The sequence below is a fragment of the Novosphingobium sp. NFX11 genome, from assembly GCF_057376415.1.
Genome location: NZ_CP080384.1, coordinates 119,009 through 136,966 on the forward strand (window position 1 = coordinate 119,009; position 17,958 = coordinate 136,966).

Genomic DNA, 17,958 nt, shown 5'->3' on the forward strand with positions numbered 1-17,958 from the left:
AATTATTTATAACCTGAATTTCATTTTTGTAATTGGAGTATTCTGTGAGGGCCGGTTTTCATCGCCGTACTTGGTGCGATGCACGGCGAAATGGAGATTGGGCAAGTGTCGAAGGTCTGCAATCCGCATCGGCGCTTGATCGATGCCGTCGTGGCAAGCGTATTCGCTGTGCTCGTGCAGGGGTGCGCGACTTCGGGCGCCTCGCCCCTGACTGCGGCCGAAGCCCGCATGGGGATGGAGGCGTACCGCCTTGGAGCCGGCGACAAGGTGCGTGTCACCGTCTACAACGAACCCAACCTCTCCGGTGAGTACGCCTTGTCCAGCGCGGGCAGGATCGCTTTTCCGCTGGTCGGGACGATCGATGCCAACGGACAGACGGTGGAAGACCTGTCACGCATGCTGACGAACCGGATCGCGGATGGTTACATGACTGACCCCAAGGTCAGCGTCGAAGTTCTGACCTACCGGCCCTACTATATTCTGGGTGAAGTCCAGAGGCCCGGGCAATATCCTTATGTCGCTGGCATGTCGGTCGAACAGGCCGTCGCAGCGGCGGGTGGTTTCAGCTATCGTGCGAATGCGCGGCGCGTGAACCTGCGTCGTGGGCCGCAACCAGGCGAAAAGTCGGTAGAACTCAACGCCGGACTGGTTGTTATGGTAATGCCGGGCGATACCATACGTATTCTGGAGCGGTACTTTTGATATTTTGAAATGGGTTCTTCGGGTAAGTAAAGCCAAGGCGTCGTGAATTGTGATGGCTCGGTCTCGAGCAGGACTTGAGTGTAATTTCAGTAACGAGCTGTCGTGTCCGTTGGGCAAAGGGGGCATGCGCCACTGTATCGAGCCGTGAGATGCAGTTTGAGCCAAAGTCCATGATGCTACCGCATGTGCTCAGGCGAGCTATGGGATGCCACACATAATTCCCGGCGGATTAAGGGCGTGAAACTGGCGGATGGTCATAGGGACGTCGTGTGACGTTCAGCAGATGCTGGAGTGGAGCCGCCAGTAGTCGGATCAACGTGCCGGGGTCGCCTCTGTCCGCATCACGGCCATCGCCAACCGCATGCTTGTGGATTTACTGGTAACAGCGGGTCGGCATCATAGGGTGTACCTAAGCGACACCGACATCCGCCTGCGATCAAACTCACGCCCGCCAGCGCCATTGCTGCGGGTGCTCTGTAAGCCCAACTGGGCTGCAAGCCGCAAGTTGCGACGGAGAAGCCAGTCGGCGCCCAGGCTGCCCGAGAGATCGCTTTGTCTACGCTCGGTCCCCGCATATTCGCTGACGGTACGATCCAGGCGCCCCCACATGAGCAGATTGCGCCGGGCTTCGTAGTCAATGCGGGTGCCATATCGCCTCTGCCGGATGCCTGCGATGCCGACGAGGGGCGAGCGCTGGATCGACCGGCGTGCCTCGATCGTCCAGGTCATCAGGCGGGTTGGGCTCCATTCGAGACCGGCGCTGAAGTCGAGCCCCTTGATGTGTGGAAAGGCCGTGTCGTCGTAGCGCTGGTCCTGGTAGCCGACTGCGGCACGGCCCCGGATCAGGCGCGTGACCCCGAAGGCGAGGCCGCCGCGCAGCGACCAGCCGCTGGAACTGCGGTCGAACGTGCCCGTATCGTCCGGATAGCGGGCTTGATTGTAGCTGCCCTCCACGAATGCCGCGACGCCGGGCGCCACGGCATAGCCCGCACTCGCGCCAAGGCTCCAGGTCCGATAGTCGCGGTCGCCCTGCCCGATTTGCACGCTGTCGGTTCGATAGGGCGCGTAGCGGTAGGAATCGAGACTTGCCTGAGTTCCGAGGATCAGGCGTCCTGCGGTGTGCTCGGCCTCCAGACCCAGTTCCAGTGCATTGTAAGCGATGCGCGGGCCGCGCAGCGTGGTGTCCCCGATCGTGCCGCGCGCTTCGTAGGCGCGCGAATAGCTCGCGCGGGCGGACAGGCGGGTCCGGGTGCCCAGATCGAGGCGGCCGCCAAGCCGGGCGTCATAGGTTTCGGTATCTTCGTTGGTCTGCGACAGGCCGCGAGCCAGCGCTGCATCGGTGTCCAGCGAGAGGGCGTGGCGGCTCCAGGTGGAGTGCGCGGAGAAGCTGCCCGATACCACCGCCAGCGCATCGTGCACCCTGTCATCGCGCGTGGCATAGATGTTGTCGTCCCAGGCGATGCGCGCTTCGCTTGAGGCCAGGCCTTCGAAACTGCCGAGGCGGATGGGGACTGGATCGAACTCGGGACGGGCGCGCTTCTGGACGGAGATCGCCACATCGCCGTAGAGGTGGTTTGTGGAGGCGTCCTGCGCCTGCACGTTCGGCGCCGCACAGGCGCCGATCAGGCCCAGTAGATACGGCATCAGCGCCGGATTCGTTCCGAACCGACCCAGCCTGTTCGCCGCTTTTCGCCTCAAGGTCGCCCGCGCTCCAAGATCTCGTGCCCCCGCGAGAGTTGATGCCCGCTTGACGGTGTTTGCGGGCACGGCACGCGCGCAGCAAATGAACCATTTGTCACGGGTGAAGCATTCGCCACGGGCTGGGCGCGTCCTCCTGCGAGGAGGGCGTTCAGATCAGTCGGGCTTCCAGCCGATCTCTGCAGCGGAAGCGGACTTGGGGATGTCGGTCAGCGCTTCGTTGACGGTGATCGTCTCGCCGGGTGCAAGGCGGTTCTTCGCAGGCACCACTTCCTTGGCGTAGACGACGGTTTCGCGCCGGTCGCGCAGGACGACGAGAAGCGAGGGGACCTTGCGGGTCTCGGCGCCGATGTTGGTGATCGTGCCGCTGACGCTGAAGAACTCGGTGCCGTCGGGCAGCGGCTTGCGATCCTGGCGGCCGCGCGGAAAGTCCAGCTTGAGGTCGGGCTGGGCTTGGCTGAACGTCGCGCGCGGGATCGGCAGCCAGTCGGGCAGCCCGCCCACGGCGACGGCGACGGCGAGGCCTAGCGTCGCCACCGCAAAGGCGATTGCGGCGAACGTGCCGATCCGCGACCAGTTGCGGCGCGGACGGAACGGCGGTGAGAAATCGAAGCTCGATGGGCCTTCGTCGGAATAGGGCTTGATCGAGGTGTCGTCGTAATAGACCGGACCGGGGCGACGCGAGGGTGCCGGCGGCGGCATCGGTTCGGAGCGCGGGGCCTCGGCAGCCGGTTCCGGGGCGCGGGGAACCACGACGGCGGGGCGCGGCGCCGGTCGTGCTGCAGCCTGAGGGATCGGTTGGGAAACCGGCTCCGGAGCTGGCTGCACGGGCGCGGCATGTACCGGCGGCGGGCTGACGGCCGCTTCGGCCTCGACCGGCGCGGCGAAAGCGCCTTCGGTTTCCAGTTCAGCCGGTTCCTGGAACCAGCTGTGCCGGCACTTGGCGCAGCGCACGGTCCGACCTTCCACGCCGATGGCGCTGTCGGGGACAGCGTAGCGCGTGGAACAGGCAGGACAGGCGATGATCATGATCGCATCCATAAGCACGGCTTGCTCGCGCGCGACAAGCGCCTCGCCTGTGGGTTCGCGCCATGACGCTCTTTTTCCACATGCATGGATGGCTATAGGCATGAAGGTCGCCCGTTCGGCCCGACTGGAACACAGTAGTTCTGCAACACGATCCTTGACGAGCATGACCAGCGACGGGGAAATCATCCACTTCGACAATGTCGGCCTGCGCTACGGCACCGATCGCGAGGTGCTGAGCGACCTGACGTTCACGCTCTATGCCGGGCGGTTCTATTTCCTCACCGGCGCGAGCGGCGCGGGCAAGACGTCGCTGCTGCGGCTGCTCTATCTGGCGCAGCGGCCGTCGCGCGGGGCGATCCGCATGTTCGGGACCGACGCGATCACCCTGCCGCGCGCGCAGTTGCCGGTGATGCGCCGCCGGATCGGCGTGGTGTTCCAGGACTTTCGCCTGATCGAGCACTTGTCCGCCTTCGACAACGTGGCGCTGCCACTGCGCGTGGCGGGCCATGCCGAGAAGGACATCGCCGGGCCGGTGCGCGACATCCTCGAATGGGTGGGTCTGACCGACCGTATCGACGCCAGCCCCGCCACGCTTTCGGGCGGCGAGCAGCAGCGCGTCGCCATCGCGCGGGCCGTCATCGCCCGCCCTGCCATGCTGGTGGCGGACGAGCCGACCGGCAACGTCGATCCGGACATGGCCGCCAAGCTGATCCGCCTGTTCGAGATGCTCAACCGGCAGGGCACGACGGTGGTGGTCGCCACCCATGACCTAGATCTGCTGCGCAAGGTGCCCGACAGCCTCATCATGCGGCTGGACAAGGGGCGGCTTTCCGATCCCACCGGCGCGCTGCGCTATCCGCCGAGGAAGCTGACGTGAGGCGCTCCTCGGTTTTGGGCCGCTGGTTCACCGCCGGAAGCCGGGTCGAACTGATCCCGCAGGGGCGCATGTCCGGGCCGATGCCCTGGGTCATCGCGATCATGGTGGCGATGACTGCCATTGCGCTCGCGGCGGGGCTGGCGCTCGGCAATGCGGTCTCGGCGGCCAAGGCCGAGATCGACGGCGGCGTCACCGTGCAGATCATCGAGCCGCGGGCTGACGTGCGTGAAGCGCAAGCCGCGCGCGCGGTCGAGGCGATCAAGACGATGCCCGGCGTCGCGGGGCTGCGGCAGGTTCCGCAGGCGGAATTGGACGCGCTGATCGAACCCTGGCTGGGCACCGGCATCGCGGCGGCGACCGGCTCGGCGATCCCCGTTCCGGCGCTCATCGACGTGCGCCTGAACGGCCCTGCGAGCGCGGCGCAACTGGCCGCGATCGCGAAGCGGGTGACGCCGGTGGCGCCGTCCGCCCGGATCGATGCGCAGTCGAACTGGCTGCGGCCGGTGTTCGACGCGATGGTGTCGCTGCAGGTCTTGGCGATGGTGATCGTCGCGCTGCTGGCGGGCGCGCTGGCGGCGGCCGTGCTGCTGGCGGCACGATCGGCGCTGGGGGCGAACCGGGACACGATCGAGATCGTCCACCTGCTCGGCGGCACCGACGCGCAAGTGGCGCGGGTGTTCCAGCGCTCGATCGGCTATGACGCGGCAGGCGGCGGTGCAGTGGGCCTCGCACTGGCGATGGTGGTGATCCTCACCCTCGGGCGACGGTTCGAGGGGCTGGGTGCGGGGCTGGTCGACAGCGGCGCGCTGGTGTGGAGCGACTGGCTGATCCTTGCGGTCGTGCCGGTGCTGGCGACGCTGCTCGCCATGCTGACGGCGCGACTTACCGTGCTGCATGCGCTGCGAAAGATGCTGTAACCGGCGCAAACCCCTATATAGCTATTCATCTATGTTCCGCCGCTTCACCGCCTCTGTCGTGCTGCTCTGGGCCTTCGGGTTCCTGTGGTTCGCCGTTTCCCTGCCCGGGCCTTTGCCCGCGAGCGTGAAGACCGACGCGATCATCGTCCTCACCGGCAGCCAGGGCCGCATCGAGCATGCGGTCAAGGTGCTGGAGGCGGGCAAGGCACCGGACATGCTCGTCTCCGGCGTCGATCGCGAAGTGCGCCCGCGCGAATTCGCGCACCAGTTCCGGGTGCCCGCGCGCCTGATGCGCTGCTGCGTGACGTTGGGCTACCGGGCCTACGACACCCGCTCCAACGCGGTCGAGGCGGTGCAATGGGTGACCGAGCATAACGCCAAGTCGGTGCGCCTCGTCACCGCCGACTGGCACATGCGCCGCGCCGCACTGGAGATCGCGCGCGAGTTTCCCGATGACGTGCGGCTGGAACTGGACGGCGTACCTTCGCATCCCAGCCTGAGCACGCTGTTCCTCGAATATCACAAGCTGCTGGCCCGTGCCGCGCTCAACCTCTGGGAAGCCCTGCGATGAATTCCGAAAGGGCGAACCCGCTCGACGTCGTGCGTTCGCTGCTGTTCTATGTCGTGTTCTATCCGGGCACGATCGTGATGGTCACCGCATGTTTCGTGGGGTCGCTGTTCGGCGAGGAGCCGCTGCGCCGCGCCGTGCGCGGCTGGGGCCTATTCCACCGTTGGTGCGCCCGCTGGCTGCTCGGCATCCGCCTTGTCATCGAAGGGGAACTGCCGAACGAGGGCGTGCTCGTCGCGATCAAGCACGAGAGCTTTTACGAGGCGATCGACCTGCCCGCGCAGATGCAGCGTCCGGCCCCTTTCCCCAAGGCGGAACTGGCCGAAATCCCCGGCTGGGGATGGGCCTTGCGCCGCTATGGCGCGGTCGTGGTGGAACGTGGCGAAGGCGCCAAGGCTCTCCGCACCATGGTGTCGAGCGCGCGCGGTCTCGCCGCGCAGGGCCGCCCGCTGGCGATCTTCCCCGAAGGCACGCGGGTGAAGACGGGAGAACAGCCGCCGCTGCAGTCCGGTTTCGCGGGGCTCTACAAGCTGCTGGGGCTGCCGGTGGTGCCGGTGGCGGTCGACAGCGGGCGGCTTTACCACCGCCGCTGGAAAAAGCCGGGGACCATCACCCTGCGCGTCGGCGAACGCATCGCCCCCGGCCTCCCGCGGGACGAGGTCGAGGCGCGCGTCCACGCCGCGATCAACGCGCTGAATATCTAGGCCGCCGCGCTGACCTGGACGGTCTGCGAGAGCATTTCCACCTCGCCGAAGCTGGAGAGGAACGAAACGTCCGCCGCGTCGCGCCCGACGCCGATCTTGGCGACGCGGTCGGGCGTGGTCATCCCGGTGGCATCGACGAGATGCCAAGCGCCGTCGAGGAAGACTTCCGCGATGGCGTGGAAATCCTGCGGCTCGACGCCGATGCCGTAGGCACTTGCGAAGCGGGCCGGGATGGCACTGGCGCGGACCAGCGCGATCATCAGGTGCGCGTAGTCGCGGCAGACACCCTTGCGGCTCTGGAACGTGTCGGCGGCAGTGGTGAAGGCGTCGCTGGAGCCCGGTTCGTACGTGAGCGTTCCGGCGATCCAGTCGCGGATCGCGCCGACGCGCGCGCCTCCCTGCAATCCGGCGAACTCGCTTTCCACGAAGTCGTGGAACGTGTCGGAGGTGCAGTAGCGCGAGGGCATCAGGTAATCGACCGTCTCGCCCGGCAGCCTGTGCGGGGGCACGGCCGGGAGCCCGTCCACCGGGGCGAGGAAGCGATCGACCTCTACCGTGGCCTCGTAGCGGACCGTCAGCGGCGCGGAGGTGCGCAGCCAGATGCGTTCGCCGATGCAAGCCTGCGCGGGAACGCGGGCGAAATGTTCGAGCGGCGGCAGCTCGATGTGAGCGTGCAGCACGCGCTGTTCCGGGATAATCGCAGCCTCGATCTGGAGCAGGACGTCGACGGGGCCGGGCACGGCGTATTCAAGCATAGTCTGGATGGATAGCTGCATGGCGTCGGGCTCTCGAGCAGGAGGTTCGCCCGCTCAAAGCACGAGATGCCCGGTAGCTCCAAGCCCCCATAAACAAAGTGGCCCTCATCCCGGCCTTCGCTGGGATGACGTGCTTTACCGGCCCTCGTGATCCCCGCGGCCGAAGTCCGGCCGCGCGTCGTCCTGGCCTTCCTCGATGATCGAGCGGCGGATCGCGCGGGTGCGAGCGAAGGTATCGAACAACTGCTCGCCGTCGCCGACGCGGATCGCGCGTTGGAGGGCGGTCAGGTCTTCGGTGAAGCGCTGCAGCATCGTCAGCACCGCGTCCTTGTTGGACAGGAAAACGTCGCGCCACATCGTCGGGTCGGAAGCGGCGATGCGGGTGAAGTCGCGGAAGCCGCCGGCCGAATACTTGATGACCTCGCTTTGCGTCACGTCTTCCAGATCGGAGGCCGTGCCGACGATGGTGTAGGCGATGAGGTGCGGCAAGTGGCTGGTGACCGCGAGCACGAGATCGTGGTGCTCAGGCGTCATGATCTCGACGTTGGCGCCCAGCGCTTCCCAGAAGCCGACGAGCTGCGACAACCGCACCATGTCCACCTTGGCGGGCGGGGTGACGATGCACCAGCGGTTGCGGAACAAGTGCGCGAAGCCTGCGTCCGGCCCCGAGTTCTCGGTGCCGGCGACGGGGTGGGCGGGGATGACGACGTGGTCGGGCAGCGCTTCGCCCAATGCCTTGGCGATGGCCTGCTTGGACGAGCCGACGTCGCTGACCAGCGCGGTCGCGGGCAGGGCGCCGCGCACCTGCTCGGCGGCGATGCCCATCGCGCCCGGCGGCACGCAGAAGATCACGAGGTCGGCATCGCGCACAGCTTCGCTGGCAGTGGCGCAGACCTTGTCGACGAGGCCGCGCTCGGCGGCGCGGGCGCGGTGGTCGGGGCTGAGGTCGAAGCCGGTGGTGCGTGCCTCAGGCAGGAACTCGCGCACGGCGAGGCCGATCGAACCGCCCTGCAGGCCGAGCCCGATGATGGCGATGTTCGCGAAGCTCATTTCGGGCTTTCCGCCATTTCGCGCAGGGCCTCGGCGATGGCGTCCATGTCGGCGCTCTTGCCGATGGTGATGCGCAGCGCCTGCGGCAGACCTTGGCCCGGCAGCCAGCGCACGATGTAGCCGCGATCCGCAAGGCCTTCGAACGCCGTTTCGGCGGTGAGGGCGCCTTCGAACAGGATCAGCACGAAGTTCGCCTGGCTCGGCAGCGGGCGCAACCCGTGGTTGCCCAGCGCTTCCAGCTTCGTGACGAAACGGCCGCGCTCGTCACGGTTGTGGACTCGGCTCGCCTCGACGAAGGCGGTGTCGGCCAGCGCCGCCTCCGCCATCGCCTGCCCGGTGGAGGAGACGTTGAACGGGCCGCGAATGCGGTTGAGCGTGGCGACGATCCCGGGCGCGCCGGTGCCCCAGCCGATCCGCTCTCCGGCAAGGCCGAAGATCTTGGAGAACGTGCGCGTCACCAGCACGTTGTCATGCACGGCGGCCAGCGCCAGCGCGCCGTCCTCGTCCTCGGGCGCGACATATTCGCCGTAAGCCTGGTCGAGCACCAGCAGCACGTCGGAGGGAAGGGCAGCGTGCAGGCGCGCGATCTCGCCCTTGGGCAGGTAGGAGCCGGTGGGGTTGTTGGGGTTGGCGACGAAGACCACGCGGGTCTTCTCGGTGACCAGTGCCAGCAGCGCATCGACGTCGGTGCCGTAGTCGAGATCGGGCGCGACCACGGGCGTCGCGCCGCAGCGGCGCGCGGCGATGTCGTAGACCGAGAAGCCGTAGCGCACGTAGATCACCTCGTCGCCGAGGCCCGCATAGCCTTGCGCCGCAAGGTTGAGCAGTTCGTCCGAGCCCGTGCCCATGACCACGCGCGCCGGATCGATGCCGTGGCGCGCGCCGATCGCGGTGCGCAAGGCGGTGCTGTCGGGGTCCGGATAGAGCGCGGGCGCGGCGGCCTTCGCGGCCAGCGCGGCCTCGCTGGTGCCCAACGGGTTCTCGTTGGCGGAGAGCTTGATGAGCGAGCGGCCGTCCTTGCCTTTCGACTTGCCGGGCACATAGGCGTGGATCGCCTCGATCCAGGGCTTGGGAGTCGGGGCTTTCGGAGTGGTGATCGTTTCGCTCATGACGGCCGGCCCCATAACGCACCATGGCGGCTAATGACAGAGTCCGATTGAGCCTCTATTGGGGCTCGGATCATGGCAACCGTGCTCAATCCCCCTATCGAGAACCGCCACCTCGACCTCGACATGCCGCTGCTGCTCGACGGCGGGCAGATGCTGCCCTGCGCGCGCATCGCCTACGAGACCTGCGGCACGCTGAATGCGGCCAAGGACAATGCGATCCTGATCTGCCACGCGCTGACCGGCGACCAGCATGTCGTGTCGAACCACCCCAAGACCGGCAAGCCCGGCTGGTGGGTGCGCATGGTCGGCCCTGGCAAGCCGATCGACACCGACCGTTTCTTCGTGATCTGCGCCAATGTGATCGGCTCGTGCATGGGTTCGACCGGCCCGGCCAGTGACGGCCCGGACGGTACGCCCTGGGGCATGCGCTTCCCGGTCATCACCATCCGCGACATGGTACGGGGGCACATCGCTGTGCTCGATTCTCTGGGGATCGACAGCCTTCACGCGCTTGTCGGCGGATCGATGGGCGGGATGCAGGTGCTCAGCCTTGCCGCCAACTTCCCGGAGCGTACGCGCGCGGTGCTGGTGCTGGCTTCGACTGCGCGGCATTCGGCCCAGAACATCGCATTCCACGAAGTCGGGCGTCAGGCGATCATGGCCGACCCCGAATGGCGCGAGGGCGATTACTATGCCTTCGGCAAGGGGCCGGAAAAGGGCCTCTCCGTCGCCCGCATGGCCGCGCACATCACCTATCTGTCGGAAGCGGGCCTGACCGAGAAGTTCGGCCGCCGCCTGCAGAACCGCGAGGAGAAGACCTTCGGTTTCGACGCGGATTTCCAGATCGAATCGTACCTGCGCTATCAGGGGCTGTCGTTCACCGACCGCTTCGATGCGAACTCGTACCTCTACATCACCCGCGCGATGGACTACTTCGACCTCGCCGAAGAGCACGGCGGCATGCTCGCCAATGCCTTCGCGAAGTCGAAGGCGCGGTATTGCCTCGTCAGCTTCGATACCGACTGGCTTTATCCCACGGCGGAATCGCGCAATGTCGTCCACGCGCTCAACGCGGCGGGCCTGCCGGTGAGCTTCGTTGAGCTTTCCGCACCGTTCGGGCACGACTCGTTCCTGCTCGACGTGCCCGCGCTCGACCGTGTGGTGCAGGGGTTCATCGGATGATCCAGCTTTCCGACGACAAGACCCGCCTCGACGTGGCGCGCGTGCATGGCTGGCTCGCTTCCAGCTACTGGACGCCCGACATCGCGATCGAACAGGTCGAGCGCCAGATCGCGGGCTCGCACTGTCTCGGGGCCTATCACCCCGAACATGGGCAGGTCGGTTTCGCCCGCATGATCACGGATTACGCCAGCTTCGCCTGGCTCGCCGACGTCTGGGTGGATGAGCCTGCACGCGGGGCGGGCCTCGGCCGCCGCATGGTGCAATGGTTCCTCGACCATCCTGGCTACGAGACGGTGCGCCGTTTCGCGCTGACCACCGCCGACGCGCACGGTGTCTACGCCGCGCTCGGCTTCAATCCGCTGATGCGGCCCGAGCGGCTGATGGAGCGTCTCTCGCCCGCCTTCGCCGTGCAGTTGCAGGTGGCGTCATGACCCCCGCGATGAAGACCGGCCTGCGCCCGGACCTTGCGATCATCGCCGAGAACGTCGCGCTGGATTCCAGCGTACTCGACGTCGGCTGCGGCGACGGCACCTTGATGCAGGCCCTGCGCGACGGTTCAGGCTGCGCCACGCGCGGTATGGAGATCGACGCGCTGAACGTAGGCGCCTGCGTGGCCAAGGGCCTCTCGGTGATTCAGGGCGATGCCGACAAGGACCTTGCGTTCTATCCCGACAAGTCGGTGGACTACGCGATCCTGTCGCAGACGCTGCAGACGACGATGCGGCCGGACATGGTGCTGGAGGAACTGCTGCGCATCGGCCGCAAGGCCTTCGTCAGCTTCCCGAACTTCGCGCACTGGCGGGTCCGCACCTCGCTGCTGTGGAACGGCCGCATGCCGGTGACGCGCCTGCTGCCGATCGCCTGGTACGAGACGCCCAACATCCACCACCTGACGGTGAACGATTTCCGCGCGCTGCTGCAGGAACGCGGGATCACGGTGGAGGGACGCTGGTTCCTTTCAGGCGATACCCAGTGCAGCGCGGCGGCGGCGAACTTCCGCGCCGAGCACGCGGTGTTCCTGCTCTCGCGCGGGGGCTGAGCCGCGAGGGTTGCCTTGCTGGGCGAGGCATGATTCTCTCTCGGAACCGGCGGGCCGGGTTGCCCGCGCTCTTCCGGGAGACGACCCTTGCGAATTGACGCCTCGAAAGCCGTCGGAGCCTATGCTGCAGTGATGACGCTGGCGACGGTGTGGCTCGGCCTCACCGCCGTTTCGGCGCCTGCCACCAAATTCGAAACCATCGACGTCCAGCGCATCAACGTGCGCGAACCCGACGGCACCTTGCGCATGACGATCTCCGGCAAGGCCCGCATTCCCGGCCTGATCCTTGGCGGGGTCGAGCATCCGCACCCGAACCGGCAGGAAGCGGGGATGATCTTCTTCAACGATCAGGGCGACGAGAACGGCGGCCTCGTTTTCGACGGCGGGATGAAGAACGGCGTGCCCACAAACGGCGGCAGCCTGACCTTCGATCGCTACCACCAGGACCAGACGCTGCAGATGGTGAGCACTGAGGAGGGCAAGGCGCGCCGTGTCGGCGTCATCGTCACCGATCGCCCGGACAGGCTGATGGACGTGGCGGCGGGGCGCCGCCTGCGCGACATGGCGCCGGGGCCGGAGCGGGCCCGGCTGCTGGCCGAGGCAGGCTTCGAATCGGCCCGTCGCATCTGGCTCGGCCGCGATGCGACGGGAGAGGCATCGCTGGTGCTGAGCGATGCCGAAGGCCGCCCGCGACTGACACTGGGCGTGGGTGCAGACGGGACGCCGGGGGTGAGGCTGCTCGATCCCGCAGGCAACGTCACCCGCGAGATCAAGTGAGCGTCAGTGCGGCCGCGCTTTCAGCAGCGCCAGCCCAAAGCCGATGAAGAACACGCCGGTCACCCGGTTGAACGCCTGCTTGATCGCGGGGCGCGTGAGGTAGCCCGCCAGCGAACGGCCGCCCAGCGCATAGGCGCAGTACCACCCGGTTTCGATGACGGCGAACGTGCTGAGCAGGATTGCGAACTGCGGCACTTTGGGCAGCGCGGGGTCGATGAACTGCGGGAAGAAGGCTGCCGCAAAGAGGATCGCCTTGGGATTGCTGATGGCGATCGTGAAGCCGCCCCGGAACACCGCGAGGCTCGAAGGAGCGGGCGGCAGTTCGCCCTCGGTGGGGTCGAGCGGTGCCACGGGCGAGCGCCAGGACTTCACCCCGAGGTACACCAGATAGGCCACACCGGCATAGCGCAGCACTTCGAACGAACCCGGGAGCGCCAGCAGCAGCGTCGTCAGTCCGGCGGCGGAGGAACCCATCAGCAGGAAGATCGCGCAGAGGCACCCCGCCATCGCGATCGTGCTGCGCCGCGCGCCCATCTCGACGCTGCGCGACAGGACGTGGAGCATGTTCGGCCCCGGCGTACCGGAAACCACGAAGACGGCGGCGACGAAAAGCCACCAGGTATGAAGCGTCACGGTGCGCAGGTCCTTGCACGGGATTGAAGAAGGCGCGGCTTATGCCCGAGGTGCGGACAAGGCAACACCAGTGGCACAAGCTGCAAGATAATCGCTGCCCTTTCGCTTGACCGGAGCCTGCCCGGCTGCGAGGTGCGCCGCCTTCTGCCGGGCGCCTCGCCGCGCCCGCAGCTGACAGACCGGCCAAGGGCGCAGCATCGCCCCCTCCATGCCGAGCCGGTCGTCCATCCCGTGGAGACGATTCCCGACCAGGCCGACGGCCGCGTATCCCATTCGTATTCGGGAGGGCGTCCGGCGACCGTGACCCGAATCGACGAGTATGACATGACCCTGAAGACCACTCCCGCCGCGCACGCGGTGCAGCTTATCGACGCCGTTTTTCCCGGCGACACCAACCACCATGGCACCCTGTTCGGCGGCGTCGCGCTGGCGCACATGGACAAGATCGCCTTCCTCGTCGCCGCCCGCCATGCCCGCGCGCCTTTCGTCACCGCGCGGACCGAGCGCATCGACTTCGAGAACCCCGGCCGCATCGGTGATCTGATCGAGGCGACCGGCCTGATCACCCGCGTCGGCACCCGATCGGTCGATGTCGAAGTGGAACTGGTCGCCGAAAACCCGCTCACCGGCGAGCGCCGCCTTTGCACGCGCGGCCTTTTCGTCCTCGTCGCGCCCAAGGGGCCGGATACGAAGCTCCCGTTCCCGCCGCTGCCCGAGCCCGCGCCTTCGGTGGAGACCGGGCGGCTGCACATGGTCGACATGGTGTTCCCGGCGCAGACCAACCACTACGGCTCGCTGTTCGGCGGCGACGCGCTCAAGATGATGGGGCGCGCCGCCTTCATCGCATCGAGCCGCCACATGCGCCGCCCGATGATCATGGGCACGTCCGACCGCATCGATTTCAAGTCGCCGATCCGCGAGGGCGAGATGATCGAGCTGATCTCCGAGGTCGTCATGGCAGGCCCCGATCTGGTGCTCATCCGCGTCGAACTCTGGGCCGAGAACCTGATGAACGGCGAACGCCGCCACTCGGCAACCTCGACCTTCACGATGGTCGTGGTGGACCGGGCGGCGTGATCACCCTCTTCGACATGCTTCCAACTTTCGTCATCCCCGCGAAGGCGGGGACCCAACTGATGCCCGTGCAACATGAAGCATCGGGAGATGGGTTCCCGCCTTCGCGGGGATGACGGCGGCATAGTCGCAGGCGATCACACTTCAGCCCATGCTCAGCCCGGAATAGACGCCGAGCTTGTTGCCGTCGGGGTCGCGCAGGTAGGCCCCGAAGGCGCCGCGCGCCTGCGGCTTGGCCTCGGGGGCGCCTTCGTCGGTGCCGCCGTTGGCCAGGCCCGCCGCGTGCCAAGTCCTGACCGCATCCTGATCCGGCGCGTCGAACAGGATCGTGCCGCCATTGCCGTGCGTGCACGCCTCGCCGTCGCGCGCCGGGCCGAGCAGGAAGCGCACGCCGCCAAGGTCCCACATTACGATCGGGTACTGATCGGGCGTCGAGCAGGGTGCGAGGCCCAGCGCACCGAAGGTCGCGTCATAGAACGCGCGGGTTCTGGCAAGGTCGTTCGACCCGAGGCGGATTGACTTGAGCAGCACGGTTTCCTCTCCCTTTCCCGTTTGCGGAGAGAGTGTCGGCGCGCACGGCAGGGGTCAACGAGCGGAGGCGCAGGGGCGCGAGATATCGCGCAACGGATGGAGCGCGGACTTATCCACCTGATTCCCGCCTCCGTGAAATGGACGGGGCCGTGCCCTTTCGGCATTCCGGATCGCCATGTGGCACATCTATCAGTTCCCGCTCTGCCCCTTCAGTCGCAAGGTCCGGCTGCTCATGGCAGAAAAGGGCATCGCGTACGAACTCCAGACCGCGCGACCGTGGGAAGGCGAGGATCGCCTCTTCGCGATGAACCCGGCCGGACGCACGCCGGTGATCCGTGAAACCGACAAGGGCCTCGTGCTGTCGGACAGTCGCGCGATCTGCGAATACTTCGAGGAGACGGTGGATCGCTATCCGCTGATCAGCGGCACCGCCCAGCAGCGGGCCGAGATCCGCCGCCTGATCGCGATGTTCGACGAGAACTTCTACAACGACGTTTCCGGCCCGCTGCTGCTGGAGCGGATGAAGAAGCGCCTCGTGTTCCGCCAGGCGCCCGATGCCAAGGCGTTGCGCGAATCGATGAAGCTGGCGCACGACTACCTCGACTACATCGACTACCTGATCGACAACCGGCCCTGGCTTGCCGGCGCGACGATGACGCTGGCGGACCTCGCGGCGGCGGCGCAGCTGTCGGTGGCGGACTATCTCGGCGGCCTCGACTGGTCGAGCCACGAGCAGGCGCGCGGCTGGTATCTGGTGATGAAGTCGCGGCCCTCGTTCCGGCCGCTGCTGTCGGAGCGCATGGAAGTGATCCAGCCGCCCAGCCACTACGCTGAAGTGGACGCCTGAGCGGAACTGCCACGCAGACGATTGCCTTCAATTCCACCGCCGTCATTCCCGCGAAGGCGGGAACCCATTTCCTGACTGAGCCTGTTGCACCGGCATCAGATGGGTCCCCGCCTTCGCGGGGATGACGATGAGGTTACTTGTCGAGGCGAACGGTGCGCTCTTCCTTGGGCACCTGACGCACCGGCACGGCGGCGAGCCACTGCTGGAACGCCTCGTTGTCGATCATGCCGCGCGTGATCTCGGTGCCCTGCTTGAAGGTCGCGAAGCCGTCGCCGCCTTCGGCGAGGAAGTTGACCACGGTGACGCGGTACTTCGCGGCAGGGGCGAGCGGCTTGCCGTTCAGCGTCAGCGACACCACGCGGCTGCCCGAGGGACGGCGCATGTCGTACGAGAACTTCAGGCCGGCCGAGGGCGCCAGCGCCTGCTTGTCGCCCGCGTCGTCGAGCCCGTCCTCGATCACCGCGCGGACCTGCGCGCCGGTCAGCGTCATCGTCACCAGTTCATTGTTGAAGGGCTGCGTCGCGTAGACCTGCCCGAAAGTGACGGTGCCGTCCGGCGCCGGGTCGATCGGGGCGCGGATGCCGAAGGGGTTGGTGAAGGCGATCTGCGCGCCCGCAGCCCGGGTGCCCGCGAGCTGCGAATCGGCAACCAGGTTGCCGAGGTCGCCGCCGCTGGCGCTCTCGCTGCTGCCCTTCGCCGCCGGGCCTGACATCTTGCCGACGGGGCGCTGGATCAGCCCTGCCGCATCCTTCACGTAGCCCGCGACATAATCGGCCACGTCCGCACGCGGCTGGAACTGCGGGTAGGCGGTGGTATTCGGCACGTCGCCCCGGCCGCTGGTGTAGCCCGGCGACTGGACGATCACGTTGCGGGCCTTCTTGGCGATGACCTTGTGGCTGGCGGGGTCGATGGTGAGGGTGATGTCGGTCACCAGCTTGCCGTAGACGCCCGCGCTGGTCAGCAGGATCGGCGAGCCGTCGCCCGACTGGCCGTACTGGCACACGTACTGCCAGTGCGTGTGCCCCGAGACGACGAGATCGACGCCGGGGTTCAGCTTGTCGAGGATCGGCTGGATGTCGCCCGCGAAGCCCTCGCACGAATTGGGGTCCTTGGCAGCCGTCTTGCCGCCCTGGTGGATCAGCACGACGACGGCGTCGGCGCCCTCGGCCTTGAGCACGGGAATCGCCTTGTTGATCGCCTCGGCCTCGTCACCGAAGGTCAGTCCCTTGACCATGTCGGGCTGGACGAGCGTGGGGATCGACTTGAGCGAAAGGCCGACGAAGCCGATGGTCACTTTGCTCGCGCCCTCACCGAAGGTCTTCAGGCCGGTGGCGGGGAACAGCGTCGTGCCGTCGTCCCTGTAGGTCGCGGCGGAGAGATACTTGTAGCTGGCGCCCTTGAACTGCTCGAGCTGGCAGGGCTGCAGGCGCGTGTTCTTCTCGCAGCCGCCGTTCTGGAGGCGCTGGAGTTCCTTCCAGCCGCGGTCGAACTCGTGATTGCCGACCGCGTTGAACTCCAGCCCGATACGGTTCATCACGCCGACCGCCGGTTCGTCGAGGTGGAGCGAGGAGGCCAGCTGCGAGGCGCTGGTGAGGTCGCCCGCCGCGACGACGACGTTGTTCGGGTGTTCGGCCTTGAGCGAATCGACCGCCGATGCCAGCCACGCGCCGCCGCCTGCGGGCACGTTAACCGTCTTGCCATCAGGGCCGGGGGCCTCGACCGAGGCCTTGGGCGGTTCGAGCGCGCCGTGGAAGTCGTTGATGGCGATGATGCCCACTTCCACCGGGGTGGTCGCCGTGACGGGCGCTCCCGGGCGGGTTGCCTGCGGTGCAGCGCAGGCAGCGGTGAAAGCGAGAGCGAGGAGCGGCAGAGCGCGTAGACGGGGGAAGTCATGACCCGGCTCTATCGCACTGCAATATGACGGGCCAAGGGCCAATTTCGCTGATGGCCTGTGCGAATTGTCAGCGCACCTGATCCTCCAGCGCATGCATGGCGTCGTCGGACAGGCCGAAATGGTGCCCTACCTCGTGGATCACCACATGCGCGACGAGGTCTTCCAGATCCACCTCGGTCTCGCACCATTCGGCGAGAAGGGGCTGGCGATAGAGCGTGATGCGCGGCGGGAATTCGCCCGAGATCCACACCGAATCGGTGTCCATCGACCGGCCGTGATAGAGTCCGGTCAGTTCCCAGGCATCCTCGATGCCCATGGCGCCCAGCGTTTCCTCGTCCGCGAATTCCTCGATGTGGACGGTGATCCCGTCGAGGTGTTGCGCGAAGGGCGCAGGAATCCGCGCGAAGGCGGCGTGGGCGAGGCGCTCGAACTCGGCGGCGGAGGGGGAGGGCCGAATGTGCGGGTCATGGGTGGAGGTATGCCCACCCCGGCCCCTCCCGCAAGCGGGAGGGGAGCAACACAGGATCGCCCTCCCGCAGGCGGGAGGGGAGCAACACAGGATCGCCCTCCCG

The 17,958-nt window shown here is 67.0% G+C and carries 20 protein-coding genes; 11 read left to right on the top strand and 9 right to left on the bottom strand.

Annotation, left to right across the window (positions count from 1 at the left end):
* The first annotated feature begins 105 nt into the window (after positions 1-105).
* Positions 106-702: a polysaccharide biosynthesis/export family protein gene (locus tag KZO24_RS00620; RefSeq protein ID WP_285019467.1), complete on the top strand. Its 597-nt coding sequence runs from the start codon at positions 106-108 to the stop codon at positions 700-702.
* 396 nt (positions 703-1,098) lie between these two features.
* Here KZO24_RS00620 and KZO24_RS00625 read toward each other — a convergent pair whose 3' ends face one another.
* Positions 1,099-2,346, bottom strand: a complete 1,248-nt coding sequence (locus tag KZO24_RS00625) for an outer membrane beta-barrel protein (protein ID WP_271180926.1) — start codon at positions 2,344-2,346, stop codon at positions 1,099-1,101.
* 210 nt (positions 2,347-2,556) lie between these two features.
* The gene (locus KZO24_RS00630; RefSeq protein WP_271180927.1) at positions 2,557-3,429 is read right to left on the bottom strand and encodes a zinc-ribbon domain-containing protein; all 873 of its coding nucleotides are present in this window, start codon (positions 3,427-3,429) and stop codon (positions 2,557-2,559) included.
* A gap of 163 nt (positions 3,430-3,592) precedes the next feature.
* Between KZO24_RS00630 and ftsE the strand changes: the two genes are divergently transcribed.
* From ftsE to KZO24_RS00650, 4 genes are read left to right on the top strand one after another with little or no spacing between them, the layout of a single operon-like run.
* Positions 3,593-4,306 (top strand): cell division ATP-binding protein FtsE, encoded by a 714-nt coding sequence (gene ftsE, locus KZO24_RS00635; RefSeq protein ID WP_271180928.1) that lies wholly within the window; start codon positions 3,593-3,595, stop codon positions 4,304-4,306.
* Entirely contained in the window at positions 4,303-5,223 is a 921-nt protein-coding gene (locus KZO24_RS00640; protein ID WP_036525963.1) for a cell division protein FtsX, read from the top strand. Before ftsE ends, KZO24_RS00640 begins: the two co-directional genes overlap by 4 nt.
* Positions 5,224-5,254: 31 nt before the next feature.
* On the top strand, positions 5,255-5,794 hold the full coding sequence (locus KZO24_RS00645; protein WP_008829997.1) for a YdcF family protein: 540 nt from the start codon (positions 5,255-5,257) through the stop codon (positions 5,792-5,794).
* Positions 5,791-6,495, top strand: a complete 705-nt coding sequence (locus KZO24_RS00650) for a lysophospholipid acyltransferase family protein (RefSeq protein WP_271180929.1) — start codon at positions 5,791-5,793, stop codon at positions 6,493-6,495. Before KZO24_RS00645 ends, KZO24_RS00650 begins: the two co-directional genes overlap by 4 nt.
* On the opposite strand, the gene KZO24_RS00655 is transcribed toward KZO24_RS00650, so the two are convergent.
* The 3 genes from KZO24_RS00655 to hisC form a co-directional block, all read right to left on the bottom strand.
* The gene (locus KZO24_RS00655) at positions 6,492-7,271 is read right to left on the bottom strand and encodes a transglutaminase-like domain-containing protein (RefSeq protein ID WP_271180930.1); all 780 of its coding nucleotides are present in this window, start codon (positions 7,269-7,271) and stop codon (positions 6,492-6,494) included. The genes KZO24_RS00650 and KZO24_RS00655 overlap by 4 nt on opposite strands.
* A gap of 114 nt (positions 7,272-7,385) precedes the next feature.
* A complete protein-coding gene (locus KZO24_RS00660) occupies positions 7,386-8,300 on the bottom strand; it encodes a prephenate/arogenate dehydrogenase family protein (protein WP_271180931.1) in 915 nt (304 codons plus the stop codon).
* Positions 8,297-9,424, bottom strand: coding sequence for a histidinol-phosphate transaminase (hisC, locus tag KZO24_RS00665; RefSeq protein WP_370424431.1), 1,128 nt, complete (start codon positions 9,422-9,424; stop codon positions 8,297-8,299). The genes KZO24_RS00660 and hisC overlap by 4 nt, the downstream gene beginning before the upstream one ends.
* 57 nt (positions 9,425-9,481) lie before the next feature.
* Between hisC and metX the strand changes: the two genes are divergently transcribed.
* From metX to KZO24_RS00685, 4 genes are all read left to right on the top strand, one after another.
* Positions 9,482-10,591 (top strand): homoserine O-acetyltransferase MetX, encoded by a 1,110-nt coding sequence (gene metX, locus KZO24_RS00670; RefSeq protein WP_008829992.1) that lies wholly within the window; start codon positions 9,482-9,484, stop codon positions 10,589-10,591.
* The gene (locus tag KZO24_RS00675; protein WP_271180933.1) at positions 10,588-11,022 is read left to right on the top strand and encodes a GNAT family N-acetyltransferase; all 435 of its coding nucleotides are present in this window, start codon (positions 10,588-10,590) and stop codon (positions 11,020-11,022) included. Before metX ends, KZO24_RS00675 begins: the two co-directional genes overlap by 4 nt.
* Entirely contained in the window at positions 11,019-11,630 is a 612-nt protein-coding gene (gene metW, locus KZO24_RS00680; RefSeq protein WP_008829326.1) for a methionine biosynthesis protein MetW, read from the top strand. The genes KZO24_RS00675 and metW overlap by 4 nt, the downstream gene beginning before the upstream one ends.
* An 87-nt stretch (positions 11,631-11,717) precedes the next feature.
* The gene (locus KZO24_RS00685) at positions 11,718-12,407 is read left to right on the top strand and encodes a hypothetical protein (RefSeq protein ID WP_271180934.1); all 690 of its coding nucleotides are present in this window, start codon (positions 11,718-11,720) and stop codon (positions 12,405-12,407) included.
* 3 nt (positions 12,408-12,410) lie between these two features.
* On the opposite strand, the gene KZO24_RS00690 is transcribed toward KZO24_RS00685, so the two are convergent.
* On the bottom strand, positions 12,411-13,040 hold the full coding sequence (locus KZO24_RS00690; RefSeq protein WP_008829328.1) for a LysE family translocator: 630 nt from the start codon (positions 13,038-13,040) through the stop codon (positions 12,411-12,413).
* Between the two features lie 132 nt (positions 13,041-13,172).
* Between KZO24_RS00690 and KZO24_RS00695 the strand changes: the two genes are divergently transcribed.
* Positions 13,173-14,117, top strand: a complete 945-nt coding sequence (locus KZO24_RS00695; protein ID WP_486486722.1) for an acyl-CoA thioesterase — start codon at positions 13,173-13,175, stop codon at positions 14,115-14,117.
* Between the two features lie 141 nt (positions 14,118-14,258).
* Here the strand turns inward: KZO24_RS00695 and KZO24_RS00700 are convergent, their stop codons facing one another.
* Positions 14,259-14,645, bottom strand: coding sequence for a VOC family protein (locus KZO24_RS00700; RefSeq protein WP_008829330.1), 387 nt, complete (start codon positions 14,643-14,645; stop codon positions 14,259-14,261).
* Positions 14,646-14,820: 175 nt separating this feature from the next.
* On the opposite strand from KZO24_RS00700, the gene KZO24_RS00705 reads away from it, so the two are divergent.
* Entirely contained in the window at positions 14,821-15,492 is a 672-nt protein-coding gene (locus tag KZO24_RS00705) for a glutathione S-transferase family protein (protein WP_008829331.1), read from the top strand.
* Between the two features lie 133 nt (positions 15,493-15,625).
* Here KZO24_RS00705 and KZO24_RS00710 read toward each other — a convergent pair whose 3' ends face one another.
* The gene (locus KZO24_RS00710) at positions 15,626-17,398 is read right to left on the bottom strand and encodes a bifunctional metallophosphatase/5'-nucleotidase (protein WP_486487198.1); all 1,773 of its coding nucleotides are present in this window, start codon (positions 17,396-17,398) and stop codon (positions 15,626-15,628) included.
* Between the two features lie 55 nt (positions 17,399-17,453).
* Positions 17,454-17,702, bottom strand: coding sequence for a metallopeptidase family protein (locus KZO24_RS00715; RefSeq protein ID WP_486486723.1), 249 nt, complete (start codon positions 17,700-17,702; stop codon positions 17,454-17,456).
* Positions 17,703-17,958: the final 256 nt, after the last annotated feature.